Origin of the sequence: Gordonibacter pamelaeae (assembly GCF_003340385.1) — a bacterium.
Classification (GTDB): domain Bacteria; phylum Actinomycetota; class Coriobacteriia; order Coriobacteriales; family Eggerthellaceae; genus Gordonibacter; species Gordonibacter pamelaeae.
In genome coordinates, this window is sequence record NZ_PPTS01000002.1 from 76,381 (window position 1) to 93,895 (window position 17,515).

The following is a 17,515-nucleotide window of genomic DNA, read 5'->3' on the forward strand; positions in this document are numbered from 1 at the left end:
CGCGGCCGCCCCTACCCCTCGATCTCGCGGGCGTACTCGGCGGGCACGGGGATGCCGAAGCGCTCGCAGAGCAGGCGCACGTCGTGGACGTCGTCCTCGTCGTGGTCGTAGCCGCAGTGGAAGGCCACCTGCTCGGCCGGCGGGATGCAGCGCACGGCGCGCCCCGCGATGCGGCCCTCGCCGTCGAAGGTACTTGCCGGGTAGGCCTCGCCCTCGAACAGGAGCGACCCGTCGGCCGCGCGCTCGAACACGTGCAGGTCAACCTCGCGATCCTCGTCGTCGGCCCAGGCCGTGTGCGCCTCGGTGGTGAACGCGCGCCCCACCGGCGCGAAGCCGCGCTCGCGCAGCAGGGCGACGAGCGCGTCCTCATCGCGGCGTTCTGAGAACAGGTCGAGGTCGTCGTGTTCGCGCGTCTGCCTGCCCAGCAGCGCATCCACGCCCCAGCCGCCGTCGAGCCGCACGTCGATGCCGCGCTCGGCGAGCGCGTCGAGCAGCTCGGCCGCATCCTCTTCCCGCATCATCGGGCCGCCTCCGCCGCCGGCGTGCTTGGGCCCAGAAAGTCGGCCATGCGCGCGAACAGCAGGTCCATGCCGGCCGTGCCGGGCATGTGTCCGCTGCGCGGGGCCTCGGCGTAGCGCAGGTTGGGGTTGCCGCACTCCGCGACGAACGCGCGGATGGCGCGGGTGGACGTGACGATGTCCGTCTCGCCCTGCACGATGAGGTACGGCACGCGCATGTTCGCAAGCTCCTCGGAGAGGTCGACGGCGAAAAGCTCGGCGAACAGGCGCTCGCTGCGCGAGAAGTCGTTCGACACGGCCGCCACCAGGTCGCGCAGCGTGTAGTCGGGGCTCGCCAGCAGGCCGCGCACGAACGCGCCGACGGGCATCATGCCGCCGCCCTGCGCCTGGTAGCCCTCGGTGTACTTCCGCACCCAGCCGGCCAGCCGCATGCCCGCCTTGAGGTCGCGTGCACCGGACGCACGGATCGCGCGCAGATCGGCCTTCAGCTTCGCGGGCATCGCCGAGCGCTCGAGCGCCTCGAACACCTCGTCGTTGAAGCCGAGCTCTTTGAGCACCTGCCCGTACGTCACCACGTGGTCGACGAGCCCCGGCTCGCGCGCGGCCGCCCGAGCCGCCAGGATGGAGCCCCACGACACGCCCAGCAGGTTCACCTCGTTGCCGGGGAAGTCGCGCCGCACCGCGCGCACGAGGTCGAGCGTCATGTCCACGTAGCGCTCGATGCACGCGTCGTCGCCGAGCGCGCAGCGGTTCGCGCCGCATCCCAGCTGGTCCCACGCTGCCAGCACATAGCGGTCCGTGAGATCCGGGAACATGCCGCGCGTGCCCACCGAGATGGGCAGCGGCGAGCCCGGCCCGCCGTGCAGGAAGATCACCACCGGCGCGTCCGCGCGGCGGCCTTCCAGCGTCACCTTCTGCTCCACGCCGCCCAGCTCGTAGCGCACGAGCCGCGACACCTCGCACGACTCCAAGCAGTGCTTGCGTTCCCTGTTCATCGCGCTTCCCCTTCCGAGCCCTCCAGAACTTCCCCGCTCGCTTCCGCTTCCCGGCGCGACTGCGGCTTCTCACCCGTGACCAGGAATATCATGGCTATCATGAGCACGAAGCCCACCCAGTCGGCCCCGGAGAACGCCGTGCCCAGCCACAGTGCGGAGAACGCCGTGGCGCTCACCGGCTCGATAGCGCCGAGCAGGCTCCCCTTCACCGAGCCCACGATGGACACGCCGTGCAGGTACAGCGCGAACGCGGCGAACGTGCCCACGACGATGATCAGCCCGAACACGAGGAATCCCGCCGCGTCGAGCGTAGGCAGCGCGAGCCCCGCGCCGTCCACGACGCCGCCCGCCAGCCACACGAGCGCGGCCGCCACGCCGCCCACGAGCATGCCGATGCCCGTGACCGCGAAGCTGCCCCATTCGGCGAACAGCTTCTTCGGATACATGATGTAGAACGCCACCGACAGCCCGTTCGCGATGCCCCACACCAGGCCCGGCAGCGGCAGCGAGAGTGCCGACGGGTCGCCCTGCGTGGCGATGAGCCAGGTGGCGAACAGGGCCGCCCCCAGTCCGACGAGCTCCTTCGCCCGCGGCAGCGCGCGCCCGACGATGCACGTGAACAGCATGACGAACGCGATGCCCGTGCATTGCAGCACCGTGGCCGTGCCCGCGTTCGTGTAGTCGATGACGATGGCGTACGTGATCTGGCACAGGTACAGGCCGCCCGCGCCGAACACCGCAAGGCGCCCGAGCGTGCGCCGGTCGCGCAGCATCGCGGCCAGCCGCTCCCGCTGGCGCGCTGCAAGCACGACGAGGAACAGAAGGCCCGCCCCCAGCATGCGCACCGCCGTGACGAACGGGGGCGTTATGTCGTAGTTCGACAGCAGGAACTGCGCGCAGGCCCCCGAGAAGCCCCAGAGTCCCGCGCCCACGAGCGCGCACACGATGCCCCGCCAGAACCGCCGTCGGAAGAACGCCTCCCCCGCCGCGATCCCCGCGCCGGGCGCGGGAGCTTCCGGCGGCGGCGAGCCCGCCGTCGGCACCGCAACCTCCTCCTCGGCCGCCGACCCGCCTCCCATCCCGCCGCTCATCCCGCCAGCTCCTTCAGGAAGTCGAAAACCGGACCCAGCAGGTTGTCGCCCTCGTCCAGCTTGAAGTAGCGCAGCGGCAGCTGCAGCTTGCGCTTGTCCGCCAGGTAGCGGCCGCCCGCACGGCGCAGCTTCGTCATCTGGTCGCGCGACACGTCGATGGGCTCCACCACCAGCCGTCCGCCCGTCACCGACACGGTGCGGATATGGCGCTCGTTCGCATAGGCCTTGATCCGCGCCTTCTCCAGCAGGTTCCTCGCGGCCTGCGGCATGTCGGGGCGCTTGGCGGCGAGGTCCGTCGCCACGTCCTCCACGGCCTGCCCGGTGGCGGCGCTCGCGATCTTGCGGTACCACAGCACCCGCTCGTCGGCGTCGGGCACGTAGTCTTCGGGCAGGTAGGTGTGCCCCGGCACGTTCACCGTGATGTCGGAGAGCGCAGGCGGCAGCGCGTCCATGGCCTTGAGGTCCCCTTCGCGCGTGGCGCTCACGGCAGTGCTGAGCATCTGCGCGAACAGGTCGAAGCCCACGGCCGACATGTTGCCCGACTGCTCGGCGCCCATGAGGCTGCCGGCGCCGCGGATCTCCAGGTCGCGCATGGCGATGCGCATGCCGCTGCCCAAGTCGGTGTGCTCGTCGAGCGCGGTGAGGCGCGCCTGGGCCTCCTCGGTCAGGCTCACGTGCTCGGGGAACATGAAGTAGGCGTAGGCCTGCGTGGACGAGCGTCCCACGCGGCCCTTCAGCTGGTACATCTGCGCCAGGCCGTAGCGCTGGGAGTCCTCTATGATGAGGGTGTTCGTGTGCGGGTTGTCGATGCCGCTCTCGATGATGGTGGTGGCCACGAGCACGTCCAGCTCGCCGGCGCTGAAGTCCTCCATCACGCGCTCGAGCTCCTCCTTAGACATCTGCCCGTGCGCCACGCCCACGCGCGCCTCGCCGGCGGCCGCCGCCACGCGGCCCACGGCCTCCTCCATGGTGCGCACGCGGTTGGACACGTAGTACACCTGCCCGCCGCGCGCCAGCTCGCGGCGGATGGCGGCGCTCACGAGGTCCGGGTCCCACTCGCCCACGTGCACCTCGACGGGGCGGCGCTCGTCGGGCGGCGTGAGGATGAGGCTCATGTCGCGCACGCCCGACAGGCTCATCTGCATGGTGCGCGGGATGGGCGTGGCCGAGAGCGTCAGCACGTCGATGGACTCGCGCAGGTTCTTCAGCTGCTCCTTGTGTCCCACGCCGAAGCGCTGCTCCTCGTCGATGATCACCAGGCCCAAATCGTGCGGGTTCACGTCGCGCGAGAGCAGCCGATGCGTGCCCACGAGGATGTCCACGTCGCCCTCCTGGAACCCTTTGAGCGCCTCGGCCTGCTGGGCGGGCGTGCGGAAGCGCGAGAGCACCTCCACGCGCACGCCGAAGGGCTCGCAGCGCTCCTTGAAGTTGGTGAAGTGCTGCTGCGCGAGGATGGTGGTGGGGCAGAGCACCATGACCTGCTTCTTGTCCTGCGTGGCCTTGAACGCGGCGCGGATGGCCACCTCGGTCTTGCCGAAGCCCACGTCGCCGCAGACCAGCCGGTCCATGGGCTTGGCGGACTGCATGTCGGCCTTCACGTCGGCGATGGCGGAGAGCTGGTCGGGCGTCTCCTGGTACGGGAACGCCTCCTCCATCTCGCGCTGGGCCGGCGTGTCGGGGCCGAAGCGGTAGCCCTGCACGGTGGCGCGGCGCGTGTACACGTCCACCAGGTCGAAGGCGAGCTTCTTCGTGGCGGCGCAGGCCTTGCTCATGGCGCGCGACCAGTCGGCCGTGTTCAGGCGCGTGAGGCGCGGGGAGGCGCCCTCGGGGCCCACGTAGCGCGTCACGCGGTCCAGCTGCTCCACCGGCACGTAGAGCTTGTCGCCCTCGGCGTACTCCAGCAGCAGGTAGTCGCGCGCCGTGCCGTCCACGTCGCGGCGCACGAGCTCCTTGAAGTGCGCCACGCCGTGCGCGGCATGGACCACGTAGTCGCCCGGCTTGTAGGGGAAGGTGATGTCCGTGACGTCGATGTGCCGGCTCGGGCGCGCCGCCGACGCCCCCTGCGTATCCGACACGCTCACGAGCGCCAGCTTCGCCTTCGGGATGATCATGCCGAGCGGGATGTCCACGTCCACCACGTTCACCACGCCGCGCCGCAGCCGGCGCTTGGCCGCGCCGGCGGTCTCCCCGTCCCGCCGGTCGTTCGCAGGGTCGGCGAGGGTTCCCGCAGCGTCGGCAGCTCCGACGTTCGGGAGAACGTCGGAATCCAGCGTCTCCTGGATGGGCAGACCCACGTCCACGAAGGCCAGCTTCATGTCCTGGCGGGCGCGGAAGTTCGGGGCGCTGAACACCACCGTGTAGCCGCCGTCCACGAGCGTGCGCAGGCGGCCGTAGAGCTTGTCGGGGTGTCCCGCCACCTCCACGCGCTTGACCGGCAGCTCGTCGTCGATCTGCCCGCCCACGCGCATGATGGACACGTACGTGGCGCGCTGGCCGTCGCCGAAGCTCACGGAAGCGGGCTCGGCGTAGAGGCCCTCGAGCGCGATGCCCGTCCCCTTCGCCCGCCCGGCCAGGTCCTCGTAGGCGTGCGTCATGTCGTCGAAGAGCGAGCGCGGCTCCACCAGCACCGAGAGGGAGCCGGGACGCACGTAGTCGCCGAGCGTGGAGGTGGTCTTGTACAGGTAGGGCAAGAGCACGTCCGAGCCGCCTTCGCGCAGGCCTCCGTCCAGCCTCTCCAGCACGTCGCGCAGCGCGGCGTTCGTCTCGGCGGGCCGCTCGAGCTTCTGCCGCGCGCGGGCGAGCGCGCCCTTCGTGGCCGCGAACTCCACGACGGGGTACACGTCGGCGCGGGGCAGCGAGGCGATGGTCTGCCCGGTGGTGGGCACGATGCGGCGGATCTCGTCCAGCTCGTCGCCGAAGAAGTCGAGCCTCACCGGGTACACCAGGTTGCCGGGGAACACGTCCATGGTGCCGCCGCGCACGGCGAACGTGCCGGGACCGTCCAGCTCGCCGGTGTTCTGGTAGCCGCGCTCCTCGAGGGCCCGCGCCACGTCCCCGAACTCGGCGATGCCCGCCGCCTTCGCGCCCTCCATGTCCGCCAGCTCGCGGCCGGCCTCGAACACGAGCGGAAGGTGCACGTTCGACCCTGCCGGCGGCAGCGCGCGCACGAGCGCGCGGGCGCTCGCCACCACCACGGCCTCGCGGCCGGAGGCCAGCGCATGCACGGCCTCCAGGCGGCGCGCCGCCTGGGCCGGGTCGCCCGGCTTGCCGCCCCACGGGTAGTCGGAGCGCTCGGGGAAGCGCATGACGCGCTCGTCGCCCAAATATGCCGCTACCTGCCGCGCGAACGCGATGGCCGCCTCCTCGCCCGCCACCACGACGAGCGTCGTCTGCGGCCGGTGCGCGAACCGCGCCGCCACGAGGAACGGCCGCGCCGACGAGGCCACGCCGAGCGTGCCGTCGAGGCCCTCGTCGAGCTTGCCCCAGAACGCGTCGAGGCAACCCGATTTCTCCAGGGTGAACGTCAGTGAGTCGATGAGCATGGCGTATCCTATCCGTATGCGAACAGCACGAAAAGCCGCGATTCGCGGCCTCGTGCAAGGTTTCTGCCTGCCGCCCGCGCAGGCGCGAACAGCGCAGACGATTCTACCACCCGAGGACGCCCTGCACGATGCCCGAAGGCGCGCATGAAGGAGAAACCATAGGCAGGCGGAGCGCGCCAGCGCATCGAAGGAGCGGAGCATCCGGCACACGTTCCAGAGACGCACGTTCCGGAGGTCCCTTCAGGATCCAAGGGTCCTCAGTCGCCGATTTGGCCGCTGTGAAGCGTTTCGGCGGCAATAAGGGGCTCGCTGCGGTTCGCGACCTGCGCAAACGGCAAGGGGCAACCAATCCGCCGTCAAAATCAGAGTCCGGGCGCGCGAAAAGCCTTCACAACGCCAAAGCGGTGACTTTCGGAATGCTTTTCGGCGCTGTATCGAGGCGAAGGAGGATTCTACGCCTCGGATACCGCGCGCGGCAACCAGAAGCCACGCTCCCGGCTATCGCCGCATGGGATCATCCCGATGTCCCCCCACCGCCAACGTCGCCGCCACGAGGGTCGCCTTTCATCGCCACGGGTTGCCTTCGCCTCCCCGTATGGCGGCAACGCGCCCGCGAATTTCGCTATACTGGGAGGCGAAACCGTCCGCACGCTAGCCGACAGGAGACCCTATGCCGCGCGAGACCATGACCGCCAAGCGGGAGCGCACGCTCGAGGTGGCGCGCCGCATGAACGAGCACTACCCGGCCGCCGAGTGCGCGCTGCACTACTGGGGCGACCCGTTCCGCCTGACCATCGCCGTGCTGCTGTCCGCGCAGACCACCGACAAGGGCGTGAACAAGGTCACGCCCAAGCTGTGGGAGCGCTACCCCACGCCGGCCGACCTCGCCTCCGCCGACGTGCGCGACGTGGAGGACATCATCCGCACCATCGGCTTTTTCCACACGAAGGCGGCGAACGTCATCAAGTGCGCCCAGATGGTGGTGACCGACTACGGCGGCGAGATCCCGCGCGACATCGACGAGCTGCAGAAGCTGCCGGGCGTGGGCCGCAAGACGGCGAACGTGGTGCTCAACGAGGCGTTCGGCATCGTGGAGGGCATCGCGGTGGACACGCACGTGTTCCGCATCGCGCACCGGCTGAAGTTCGCGGGCCCCTCCGCCGACACGCCGGCCAAGACCGAGACGGCGCTGCTCAAGCTCTACCCGCGGGAATACTGGGGGCCCATCAACCACCAGTGGGTGCTGTTCGGCCGCGAGACGTGCATCGCGCGCAGCCCGAAGTGCGGCGAGTGCTTCATCTGCGACCTGTGCCCCAGCTGCGGCAAGGTGTAGGGTTCCCCCGACTCCCCTTCGGCGAAAGGACCCCTTTTGGATACCCTCACCATCGTCGGCGCGCGCGAGGGCAACCTGCGCGACGTCACGCTCGCCATCCCCAAAAACAAGATCACCGTGTTCACGGGCGTGTCGGGCTCGGGCAAGTCCACCCTGCTCGTGGACGTGCTGGCCACCGAATGCCAGCGTCTGCACCTGGAGGCCCTCTCGATGCAGGGCATCCCCAAGCCCGCCGTCGAGCGCGTGCGGGGCGCCTCCCCCGCCATAGCCATCCTGCAGGACGGCGCGAACCGCAACCCGCGCTCCACCGTGGGCACGGCGACCGACGTGTACACGGCGCTGCGCATGGTGTTCGAGAAGCTGGGCGAGTACCCCTGCCCGCACTGCGGACAGATGCTCTGCGCGGCCGACTGCGCAGAGGAGACGGAGCGCGTGGGCGATGACTTCCGCGTGTACCAGTTCTGCCCCTCGTGCGGCGAGCGCATGGACAAGGTCACGCGCACGGAGTTCTCGTTCAACACGCACGAGGGCGCCTGCCCCGCGTGCGAGGGCATGGGCGACGTGCTCGCGGTGGACCGCGCGGCCGCCGTGGACGAGTCCCGGTCGCTTGAGGACGGCGCCGTGGCCTTCTGGCAGGCGAGGTACCGGGAATACCAGATAGGCGTGTTCCGCGCGGCGTGCCGGCATTTCGGCCTGCCTGACCCCGCGCACGTGCCCGTGGCATCGTTCGACGCGCTGCAGAAGGCGCTCTTGTACGAGGGGGCCGAGGCACCCGCGCTCGAACGCGCGCTGCCGCAGGTCGAGCCGCCCCGGAAGGTGGCCGACGGGCGCTTCGAGGGCGTGGTGCCGCTGCTCATGCGCCGCCTGGGCGAGCAGGGGCCCGACGCGAAGGGCGTGCGCGCTTTCGTCATGCGCACCCCCTGCCCCGCCTGCGGCGGCGAGCGCCTGGGCCCGCGGGGCCGCGACGTGGTCGTGGCGGGCACGCGGCTGCCCCAGCTGGCGGGCCGGTCGCTGCGCGAGCTCGCGGAGTGGGTGCGCCGGGTGGGCGCGGAGCTGGACGGGCCGCGCCGCGCGGTGGTGAAGGACTACCTGCTGGACATGGAGACGAAGCTCGCGCGCATCGGGGCCGTGGGCCTGGACTACCTGACGCTCGACCGCGCAACCGCCACGCTCTCGGGCGGCGAGCTGCAGCGGCTGCGCCTGTCCGCCGTGCTGGACTCGGAGCTCTCCGGCGTCGTCTACATCCTGGACGAGCCCACCGCGGGGCTCCACCCCCGCGACACGGAGGGCCTCGTGGGCATCCTGCGGCGCCTGCGCGACCTGGGCAACACCGTGCTCGTCATCGAGCACGACCCGGACGTCATGCGCGCGGCCGACCACCTGGTGGACCTGGGCCCCGGCGCGGGCGCGCACGGCGGGCGCGTGGTGGCCGAGGGGTCGCTCGCCGACCTCGCGGCCGCGCCCGACTCCGCCACGGGACGCTTCCTCGCGCGCCCGCTCGCGCCCAAGGCGGCGCCGCGCGCGCCCCAGGGCGCTCCGATCGAGCTGCGCAACGCCACCCGGTTCAACCTCGACCATCTGGATGCGGACATCCCCGCCGGGTGCCTCGTGGCGGTGACGGGCCCGTCCGGCTCGGGCAAGTCCACGCTCGTGTTCGACATCCTGGCCCGCGGCGATGCGCGCGGCCCCGAGAACGCCGTGTCCGGCTGCGCACACCTCGACCGCATCGTCGCCGTGGGGCAGGCGCCCATCGCGCGCATGAAGCGCTCGAACGTGGCCACGTACACAGACGTGTGGGCGCCCGTCCGCGCGGCCTTCGCCGCCTCCCCGGAGGCGCGCTCGCGCGGGCTCGCGGCCAAGGCGTTCTCGTTCAACACGCCCGGCGGCCGCTGCGAGACGTGCGAGGGCATGGGCACCGTCACGAGCAATCTGCTGTTCTTCCAGGACGTGCAGGCCCCCTGCCCCGCCTGCCACGGCCGGCGCTTCCACGACGAGGTGCTGGAGGCCACGCTCGACGGGCGTTCCATCGCCGACGTGCTGGCGCTGTCGGTGGACGAGGCCCGGGACGTCTTCTCCGCCCGCCCCAAGATCGCCCGCGCGCTCGGCCTCCTGTCCGACGTGGGCTTGGGCTACCTGGAGCTGGGACGTCCGCTCACCACGCTCTCGGGCGGCGAGGGCCAGCGGCTGAAGCTGGCGCGGGAACTTCTCGGCGGCGGCCGCGGGCGCACGCTCTACCTGCTGGACGAGCCCACGCGCGGCCTGCACCCGCAGGACGTGGAGCACTTCCTCGCGCTGCTCGACCGCCTGGTCGACGCCGGCAACACGGTCGTGGCGGTGGAGCACGACCATCGGGTGCTGTGCGCGAGCGACTGGGTGGTCGACCTCGGCCCCGAGGGAGGCGAGCGCGGCGGCCGCCTCGTGTTCGCGGGAACCCCCGCCGAGCTCGCCGCGCACGGCGAGGGCGCCACGGCCGCCTGCCTGCGCCGGGCGCTCGGAAGGTAGCCGCGCGTTCGCATGCAGGCGCACTCGGCGGTATCATCGACGTACGGAGAAACGAGCAAGGGGGAAACCATGCGCTATCGGGAACTGGGCCGCACCGGCCTTGAGGTGAGCGAGATCGGCTTCGGGGCCGAGTGGATGGAGAAGAAGACGGCGGCCGAGGTGAAGGCCGTGGCGGACGCGTGCGCCGCGTCCGGCATCAACATCCTGGACTGCTGGATGGCCGAGCCCGAGGTGCGCAGCAACCTGGGCGCCGCCATCGCGGGAGAGCGCGACCGCTGGATCATCCAGGGACACATCGGCTCCACCTGGCAGAACGGCCAGTACACGCGCACGCGGGACCTCGACGCGGTGCGCCCCGCGTTCGAGGACCTGCTCGCACGCCTGGGCACCGACCACGTGGAGCTCGGCATGATCCACTACGTGGACGACGTGGAGGAGTTCGAGGCCATCATGGCCGGCGAGTTCATCGCCTACGTGCGCGCGCTCAAGGAGGCGGGAACGATAGGCCATATCGGCCTGTCCACCCACGCGCCCGAGGTGGCGCGCCGCGCGGCGCTCTCCGGCGAGGTGGAGGCCATCATGTTCAGCGTGAACCCCGCCTTCGACCTCCTGCCCGCCACGGCCAGCCTCGACGATGCGTTCACGTTCGGCTACGCCGACGAGCTGGGCGGCATGGACCCGGCGCGGGCGGAGCTCTACGCGCTCTGCGAGCGCGAGGGCGTGGGCCTCACCGTCATGAAGGGCTATGCCGGAGGCCGCCTGTTCAGCGCCGAGGCGTCGCCGTTCGGCGTGGCGATGACGCCCGTGCAGTGCATCCACTACGCGCTCACGCGCCCTGCCGTGGCCAGCATCATGGCCGGTTTCGGCGAGCCGTCCCACGTAGCCGACGCCTGCGCCTACGAGACCGCCGACGACGCGGCGAAGGACTACGCGAGCGTGCTGGCCGGCGCACCGAGGCACGCCTACTTCGGCCAGTGCACGTACTGCGGGCACTGCGCGCCCTGCCTGTCCGGCATCGACATCGCGCTCGTGAACAAGTTCTACGATCTGGCCACGATGCAGGACGAGGTCCCCGCCGGCGTGCGCGCCCATTACGGGTCGCTCGACGCCGCGGCCGCCGACTGCATCGCCTGCCGGGCGTGCGAGCCGCGCTGCCCCTTCGGCGTGCCGGTGGCCGAGCGCATGGAGAAGGCCGCCGCGCTGTTCGCGTAGCAGCCCCGCCCACCGCGGGCGCCCTACGCGCCCGCCTCCCCCTCGGCCGCGAAGCGCTCGGCAGCCTCGTCGATGCAGGCGAGCGCGTTCAGCACGCGCGGGTAGCCTATGTAGGGCACGCACTGCGACACGGCGCCCGCCAGCAGCTCCCTGCCGTTGCCCGCGCGCAGGTTCGCCAGCGCATGGGCGGCAAGCTGGGGCTCGCAGCCGCCCTGCGCGGCCAGCAGCACGAGCGTCGCCAGCTCGCGCTCGGCCAGCCCCAGTCCGCCACGGGTGTACCAGTCGCCGAAGCAGTTGCCGGCCAGCCACGCGCTCACAGGGCGCCGGTCCTCGGGCCCGCGCTCCCATGCCGAGCGCAGGCCCTCGCCGAACAACTCCACCTGCAGCTCGTTGCCGGCCGCGCGGCGGCTCTCGCGCGTCGTCGTGCCCTGGGGCGGAAGCGGCAGGCTCTCGCCGCGCTCGCACAGCACCTCGTTCGCCGCCAGCAGAAACGGCAGCATGCGCCCGAAGCCCACATAGGCCATCGACTGGTACACCAGCTCCTTCAGCTCGACGGGCGTCACGCCCACCTCGAGCGCGGCCGGCGCAAGCGCCTTGAACGCCTCGACACCCTGGCAGCCGATCAGCGCGGACAGGATGGCCAGGAAGCGCGTGCGGTCGTCAAGGTCGCCGCCGGCGCCCTCGGCGTTCACCACCTCGTCGAACGCGAAGTTGGCGAACAGCTCCACGAACTCGGGGTCGGTCTCGTACAGGGTGGCCGCGCTTCCGGGGTACAGCTTCTCGCGGTACGCCCGTGCGGCCTCGGTGATCCGGGGGGTCATGGCATGCTCCTTTTCCGCGGCGGCCCCGGCCCCGCAGGCGGCCTCGGCCTCCCGCGGGCGGCCGGGCGCGCCGCCGCCGTCTCTGGTTATGGCAGCAGCATATACCCCGGAGCCTGCTCCAAGTCAACCGCCACGGGAAAAGACGGCGCGCACCATAATTGCTACACTTTTACTAGGGTTTTCACACGGGCGTGGCCGGGCGTCCGAGCGGGTCCTTTGACATTACTTTGACGTCAAAGTATAATCTCCGAGCATCCGACGCATCGAAAGGAGCCCGGCTTGCGCGGAACCGTCAACCAACTGGCCCGGACGCTCGGCCTGGCGAACCGATTCCTCCTGGAGCAGCTCGAGCAGTACGGCCTCGCGGGCATCGCGCCCTCGCACGGCGACATCCTCGTGCAGCTGTTCGCACACGGCGAGCTGCCCATGAGCGAGCTGGCCCAGCGCATCGGCCGCGACCCATCCACCGTCACCGCCCTCGTGAGGAAGCTCGCAGCCGGCGGCTACGTGTCCACGGCGAAGCTGCCCGAGGACAAGCGCGTGACGCTCGTCGCGCTCACCGAGCGCGGGCGAGGGCTGCAGCCCGCCTTCGAGTCCATCTCGGACGCGCTCGCCGACGTGCAGTGCCGCGGCCTGGACGACGGCGAGCTGGAGGCGCTCGACCGCGCGCTTCGCACGATGCAGGAGAACTTCGAAACCGCTCTGGAGGGAGAACCCGCATGAACACCACCGCCCCTGCCCGCCCGCGCCGCCTGCGCGCGGCCCTCGCCGCTCTCGCGCTCGCCGCGGCGGCGCTCCTCACCCTGGCCGCCTGCTCGTCGAACGGCGCAAGCGACGCCAAGGATGCCGCCCCGGCCGGCGACGACGCGAAGAAGACGCTGACCGTGGCCATGGAGCTGGCCTACCCCCCGTTCGAGACGAAGGACGACGCCGGCAACCCCGCCGGCGTGTCCGTCGACTTCATGAAGGACTTCGGCGCGGCGTACGGCTACGACGTGGTCATCGAGAACACCGCGTTCGACGGCCTCATCCCCATGGTGCAGACCGGCAAGGCCGACTGCCTCATGTCGTCCATCACCATCACCGAGGCCCGCAAGGAGTCGGTGGACTTCTCCGACCCCTACGCCCAGGCGCAGCTGGCCATCCTGGCGAACGCCCAGTCGAATATCGGCGGCATCGACGATTTGAACCAGGCCGGCAGGAAGGTGGCCGTGAAGACCGGCTCCACCGGCGACGTGTTCGCCACGAAGAACCTGACGAATGCCGAGATCGTGCGCCTGGCCGACGAGAGCGCCTGCGTGACCGAGGTCGTGCAGGGCAAGGCCGACGGCTTCCTGTACGACCAGCTCACCATCTACCGCAACAACCAGAAGAACCCCGACGCCACCGAGGCCGTGTTCATCCCGTTCCAAGATCCCGAGTCGTGGGGCATTGCCGTGGCCAAGGGCAACGACGAGCTCTTGGCACAGCTGAACGAGTTCATCGCCCAGAGCAAGGCCGACGGCGAGTTCGACCGCCTGACCGAGAAGCACCTGGCCGACGAGAAGGCCGCATTCGACGAGCTGGGCTTCAAGTGGTTCTTCGACTTCGAGTAGCCGCGCCGTCCGACCACTGCGAGAAAGGCGCCCGTTGAAAGCACCCTCCCCGCTCGCCCGCCCGTTCACGGCGCCGCCCGACCAGGCGACGCCGCCGCTCAAGGCCATGGCGAACTACCTTCTGGTCTGCACAGCCGTGATCGCCGTGTTCTGGGCGTCGCTCGGCATGGCCGGCATCACGCTGAACTTCGACTTCGTGGAGCAGTACCGCGACCGCATCGGCAGCGGCTTTCTGCTCACGGTGGAGCTCTCGGCAGCCAGCCTCGTGGCCAGCATGATCATAGGCGTGCCCGTGGCCCTGGGGCAGAGCGCGCGCCTGCTGCCCGTGCGCTACCTGTGCGACCTGTACGTGAAGCTCGTGCGCGGCACGCCGCTGCTCGTGCAAATCTACCTGTTCTACTACATCATCGGCACGGCGTGGGGCATCGACAACAAGGTGGTGGCGGGCGTGGTCATCCTGTCCGTGTTCGCCGGCGCCTACATCGCCGAGATCGTGCGGGGAAGTCTCCTGTCCATCGACGAGAGTCAGCTGGAGGCGGCACGGGCCGTGGGCTTCACGCGCACGCAGACGGTGCGCCACGTGGTGCTGCCGCAGCTGGTGGCGCGCACGCTGCCGGCGCTCACCGGGCAGTTCGCCACTATCGTGAAGGACTCGTCGCTCCTGTCCGTCATCGCGGTCATCGAGCTCACGCAGACCATCCGCGAGATCACGGCCACGAACTACAACTTCTTCGGCGGCTTTCTGCTGCTGGGAGGGCTGTATTTGTGCCTGACGCTGCCCATCATGTTCGTGAGCAAGCGCTTCGAGAAGAGGTTCGGCTATGCGCATTAGGCTGGAGCACCTGGAGAAGGAGTTCGACGGCGTGCCCGTGCTGCGCGGCATCGACTTCGACGACGACGTGACCACGCTCGCCGTCATCGGCCCCTCGGGCGGCGGGAAGTCCACGCTGCTGCGCATCGTGGGCGGGCTCATCGCGCCCACGGCCGGCACGGTGGAGGTGGACGGCGAGCGCGTGGACTTCGACGAGCGCACGCTTCCCGCCTACCGCGCGAGCCTGGGCTTCGTGTTCCAGGCGAGCGGGCTGTTCCACCACCTGGGCGCGCTGGAGAACGTGGCCCTGCCGCTTTCCGTGGTGCACGGCGTACCCGAGGACGAGGCCCGCGCGCGAGCCGCCGACCTGCTCGCGCGCTTCGGGCTGGCGGCCGAGGAGGCCAAGCGCCCCGCCCAGCTCTCGGGCGGCCAGCAGCAGCGCGTGGCCATCGCGCGCGCCGTGGCGGCGGAACCCAAGATGCTGCTGCTCGACGAGCCCACGAGCGCGCTCGACCCCGAGTACACCAACGACGTGCTGGACCTCATCCGCGACCTCAAGGAGACCGGCACCCGCTTCATCGTGGTGACGCACGAGATGGGGTTCGCCCGCCATGCCTGCGACAAGGCGGCGTTCCTGCACGGCGGGCGCCTGCTGGAATACGGCGAGAGCGCGCAGCTCTTCGACCGCCCGGCCACGCCGGAGCTGCAGCGCTTCCTGGGCAAGCTGCTGGAATGGAGCATCTGATAGGCGCGAGGACGGCGCAGGGGCGCAGGGGCGAGCCGATGCTGGGCCTGCTGTACGAGTCCGACGAATGGTCCGACCACAAGCTGGCGGCGGAACTCGAGGCGCTCGGCGTGCCCGTGCGCCTGCTGGACATGGAGGACGCGGCGAGCGAGCAGGCGGCGCTCGGCTGCGAGATGCTGGTCAGCCGCGTGTTCGCGAGCGCGCAGTTCCGCGGGCACGCGGCCTCGCTCGAGCGCATGGCGCGCCTTGCGCGCACGGCCGAGCAGCGCGGCATCGTGCTGGTGAACCCCGGCCGCGCCCACTTCTTCGAGGTCGACAAGCGCCGCGCAACCGAGACGCTGGCCGCGGCCGGGCTGGTCACGCCTGCCGTCTACGCCTGCGCGCCTCCGGCGGGCATCGATGCCGCGGCGCTCGCCTACCCCTGCGTGCTCAAGCCGAACTGCGGGGGCCGCACCACCTGCACCGCCATCGCGCGCAGCGCGGACGAGGCCCGGGCGTTTTTGGCCGAGGCGCCCGCCATCGAGCTCATCGCCGAGGAGTACGTGGAGCCGGCGCGCGGCTTCCTCACGCGCATCGAGGTGGTGGACGGCGCCTGCGCGCTCGCAGTGAAGCGCTCCGTGGCCGACAACGGCCTGTCGGCCTACCGCTTCGGCTCCACCTACGCCGCCTACCCCGACGTCCCCCGCACGGTCACCGACGCCGCGGAGCGGGCCGCCGCGGTGCTGTCCATCGAGCTCGGCAGCTTCGACGTCATCGAGGGCGCGCGCGGCCCCTGCCTCATCGACGCGAACTCCGTGTCGAACGTGTCCGAGGACTGCACCGAGCTGCTGGGCATGGACCTCATGCGCGCCCACGCCGAGGCCGTCGCCCGTCGCTGGCACGCGCTCGGCGCCACCGCCCCCCCACCCCCGAGAAAGGACCCGCCCATGATGACCATCGAGGACGTCTACCGCAAGTTCGACGAGATAGGCTGCTGCAGCTTCGCCACGCCCGACGGGCACGGCGGCGTGGAGGCGCGCATCGCCCACTTCTTCGCCTACGGCGACGAGGGCCTCTACCTGCGCACCATGGACGTGAAGCCGTTCTACCGCCAGCTCAAGGAGAGCGGGCGCCTAGCGGTGTGCGGCGAGCGCACGGAGGCCAAGGTCGTGTTCGACGAGGACAACCTGCCCCTGTTCAAGCCCGGCTACCAGATGCGCGTCTCCGGCGAGGTGCGCGAGCTGTCCATGGTGGAGGTGGAGGCGAAGGCCGCGCATGACCGCAACTTCAACGTGGCCGTGCACGACATCGCCAAGTACCCCGAGACGCGCGTGCTCGTGCTACACCGCTTCCACGGCGAGCTGTACGACTACGACTACGCCATGGCGAGGCGCGACCACAAGCTCTACCGCGAGCGCTTCGCGTTCGGCGGCGACACGTTCGAGGAGCCGGGCCTGCGGATAACGGACAGCTGCATCGCGTGCGGCACCTGCCTCGAGGGCTGCTCGTTCAAGGCCATCGTGCCCGGCGAGCCCTACACCATCCTGGGCGAGCGCTGCGACGAGTGCGGCAACTGCTACCACGTGTGCCCCGCAGGGGCGGTGGAGGGCAAGGGGAGGTAAGGGGCCCCGCCTCCCCGCACTCTACGGAGCGTTCATTGCGCGCGCCGCCGCTTGCGGGTATCGTGGGACGGCACGCAAAACCATCACGGGAGGAGAACCATGGACACCAGACGCACCGGCGGGCTCATCCGCAGCCTGCGGGAGGAGCGCGGGCTCACGCAGCTCCAGCTCGCCCAGCTCGTGGGCGTGGGCGACAAGGCCGTGTCGAAGTGGGAGCGCGGGGGCGGCTGCCCCGACGTGTCGCTTTTGCCCGCGCTCGCGGCCGAGCTGGGATGCCCGGTAGAGACGCTGCTGGCAGGCTCGCTCTCCCCCGACGAGGCCCAAGGAGGCACCATGAAGCGCACGGCATTCCGCATCTGCCCCGCCTGCGGGAACATCATCACCACCACGGGGGACGCCGACGTCTCCTGCTGCGGCAGGAAGCTCGCCCCGCTGCCCGTCCAACCCGCCGACGAGGCGCACGCCGTGCAGGTGGAGGACGTGGAGGGCGACTGGTACCTCACGTTCGGCCACCCCATGGAGAAGGGGCATCATCTGTGCCTCGCCGCCGTCGTGGGCTACGACCGCCTGGCCGTGGAGAAGCTCTACCCCGAGCAGGGCGGCGAGGCGCGCCTGCCGCGCCTGCCCGGCGGCGTGCTCTACACCTGCTGCACCGAGCACGGCCTCATGCGGCACGCCGCTCCCGCCGCGAGCCCCCGCCGCCAGGCTCGAACCGTCTAGGGATGCGAGCGACCCCGCGCGTTTAGGCG

General features: G+C 70.8%; 14 protein-coding genes. 9 read left to right on the plus strand and 5 right to left on the minus strand.

The window, feature by feature from the left end; genetic code table 11:
• Positions 1-11: 11 nt before the first annotated feature.
• The 4 genes from C1877_RS02905 to mfd are packed head-to-tail and all read right to left on the minus strand — an operon-like array spanning position 12 to position 6,146.
• Positions 12-521 (minus strand): nucleotidyltransferase domain-containing protein, encoded by a 510-nt coding sequence (locus C1877_RS02905; RefSeq protein WP_114568329.1) that lies wholly within the window; start codon positions 519-521, stop codon positions 12-14.
• Complete coding sequence (locus C1877_RS02910) at positions 518-1,513, minus strand: alpha/beta fold hydrolase (RefSeq protein WP_015539904.1); 996 nt, start codon at positions 1,511-1,513, stop codon at positions 518-520. Before C1877_RS02910 ends, C1877_RS02905 begins: the two co-directional genes overlap by 4 nt.
• A complete protein-coding gene (locus C1877_RS02915; RefSeq protein ID WP_244909775.1) occupies positions 1,510-2,604 on the minus strand; it encodes a DMT family transporter in 1,095 nt (364 codons plus the stop codon). Before C1877_RS02915 ends, C1877_RS02910 begins: the two co-directional genes overlap by 4 nt.
• Positions 2,601-6,146 (minus strand): transcription-repair coupling factor, encoded by a 3,546-nt coding sequence (gene mfd / locus C1877_RS02920; RefSeq protein ID WP_114568330.1) that lies wholly within the window; start codon positions 6,144-6,146, stop codon positions 2,601-2,603. Before mfd ends, C1877_RS02915 begins: the two co-directional genes overlap by 4 nt.
• Positions 6,147-6,816: 670 nt before the next feature.
• On the opposite strand from mfd, the gene nth reads away from it, so the two are divergent.
• From nth to C1877_RS02935, 3 genes are all read left to right on the plus strand, one after another.
• Entirely contained in the window at positions 6,817-7,479 is a 663-nt protein-coding gene (gene nth, locus C1877_RS02925; protein ID WP_015539903.1) for an endonuclease III, read from the plus strand.
• A 36-nt stretch (positions 7,480-7,515) separates the two neighbouring features.
• Positions 7,516-9,981 (plus strand): excinuclease ABC subunit UvrA, encoded by a 2,466-nt coding sequence (locus C1877_RS02930; protein WP_114568331.1) that lies wholly within the window; start codon positions 7,516-7,518, stop codon positions 9,979-9,981.
• A 69-nt stretch (positions 9,982-10,050) separates the two neighbouring features.
• Complete coding sequence (locus C1877_RS02935) at positions 10,051-11,193, plus strand: aldo/keto reductase (protein WP_114568332.1); 1,143 nt, start codon at positions 10,051-10,053, stop codon at positions 11,191-11,193.
• A gap of 23 nt (positions 11,194-11,216) precedes the next feature.
• Here C1877_RS02935 and C1877_RS02940 read toward each other — a convergent pair whose 3' ends face one another.
• A complete protein-coding gene (locus tag C1877_RS02940; RefSeq protein WP_114568333.1) occupies positions 11,217-12,014 on the minus strand; it encodes a carboxymuconolactone decarboxylase family protein in 798 nt (265 codons plus the stop codon).
• Positions 12,015-12,293: 279 nt separating this feature from the next.
• On the opposite strand from C1877_RS02940, the gene C1877_RS02945 reads away from it, so the two are divergent.
• From C1877_RS02945 to C1877_RS02975, 6 genes are all read left to right on the plus strand, one after another.
• Positions 12,294-12,737: a MarR family winged helix-turn-helix transcriptional regulator gene (locus C1877_RS02945; RefSeq protein WP_114568334.1), complete on the plus strand. Its 444-nt coding sequence runs from the start codon at positions 12,294-12,296 to the stop codon at positions 12,735-12,737.
• Positions 12,734-13,609 (plus strand): transporter substrate-binding domain-containing protein, encoded by an 876-nt coding sequence (locus C1877_RS02950; protein ID WP_114568335.1) that lies wholly within the window; start codon positions 12,734-12,736, stop codon positions 13,607-13,609. Before C1877_RS02945 ends, C1877_RS02950 begins: the two co-directional genes overlap by 4 nt.
• 34 nt (positions 13,610-13,643) lie before the next feature.
• The gene (locus C1877_RS02955; RefSeq protein WP_041239509.1) at positions 13,644-14,441 is read left to right on the plus strand and encodes an amino acid ABC transporter permease; all 798 of its coding nucleotides are present in this window, start codon (positions 13,644-13,646) and stop codon (positions 14,439-14,441) included.
• On the plus strand, positions 14,431-15,165 hold the full coding sequence (locus tag C1877_RS02960; RefSeq protein ID WP_114568336.1) for an amino acid ABC transporter ATP-binding protein: 735 nt from the start codon (positions 14,431-14,433) through the stop codon (positions 15,163-15,165). The genes C1877_RS02955 and C1877_RS02960 overlap by 11 nt, the downstream gene beginning before the upstream one ends.
• Positions 15,153-16,766 carry a 4Fe-4S binding protein gene (locus C1877_RS15420; protein WP_220149887.1) on the plus strand — a complete coding sequence of 538 codons (1,614 nt, stop codon included), beginning with the start codon at positions 15,153-15,155 and terminating at the stop codon, positions 16,764-16,766. Before C1877_RS02960 ends, C1877_RS15420 begins: the two co-directional genes overlap by 13 nt.
• 99 nt (positions 16,767-16,865) lie before the next feature.
• Complete coding sequence (locus C1877_RS02975) at positions 16,866-17,486, plus strand: helix-turn-helix domain-containing protein (protein ID WP_114568337.1); 621 nt, start codon at positions 16,866-16,868, stop codon at positions 17,484-17,486.
• Positions 17,487-17,515 lie beyond the last annotated feature (29 nt).

Coding starts and splice junctions, on each gene's coding strand:
- mfd (WP_114568330.1), bottom strand. CDS start 6,146: ATGCTCATCGACTCACTGACGTTCACCCTGGAGAAATCGGGTTGCCTC.
- C1877_RS02905 (WP_114568329.1), bottom strand. CDS start 521: ATGATGCGGGAAGAGGATGCGGCCGAGCTGCTCGACGCGCTCGCCGAG.
- C1877_RS02975 (WP_114568337.1), top strand. CDS start 16,866: ATGGACACCAGACGCACCGGCGGGCTCATCCGCAGCCTGCGGGAGGAG.
- C1877_RS02910 (WP_015539904.1), bottom strand. CDS start 1,513: ATGAACAGGGAACGCAAGCACTGCTTGGAGTCGTGCGAGGTGTCGCGG.
- C1877_RS02960 (WP_114568336.1), top strand. CDS start 14,431: ATGCGCATTAGGCTGGAGCACCTGGAGAAGGAGTTCGACGGCGTGCCC.
- nth (WP_015539903.1), top strand. CDS start 6,817: ATGCCGCGCGAGACCATGACCGCCAAGCGGGAGCGCACGCTCGAGGTG.
- C1877_RS02940 (WP_114568333.1), bottom strand. CDS start 12,014: ATGACCCCCCGGATCACCGAGGCCGCACGGGCGTACCGCGAGAAGCTG.
- C1877_RS02950 (WP_114568335.1), top strand. CDS start 12,734: ATGAACACCACCGCCCCTGCCCGCCCGCGCCGCCTGCGCGCGGCCCTC.
- C1877_RS02935 (WP_114568332.1), top strand. CDS start 10,051: ATGCGCTATCGGGAACTGGGCCGCACCGGCCTTGAGGTGAGCGAGATC.
- C1877_RS15420 (WP_220149887.1), top strand. CDS start 15,153: ATGGAGCATCTGATAGGCGCGAGGACGGCGCAGGGGCGCAGGGGCGAG.
- C1877_RS02915 (WP_244909775.1), bottom strand. CDS start 2,604: ATGAGCGGCGGGATGGGAGGCGGGTCGGCGGCCGAGGAGGAGGTTGCG.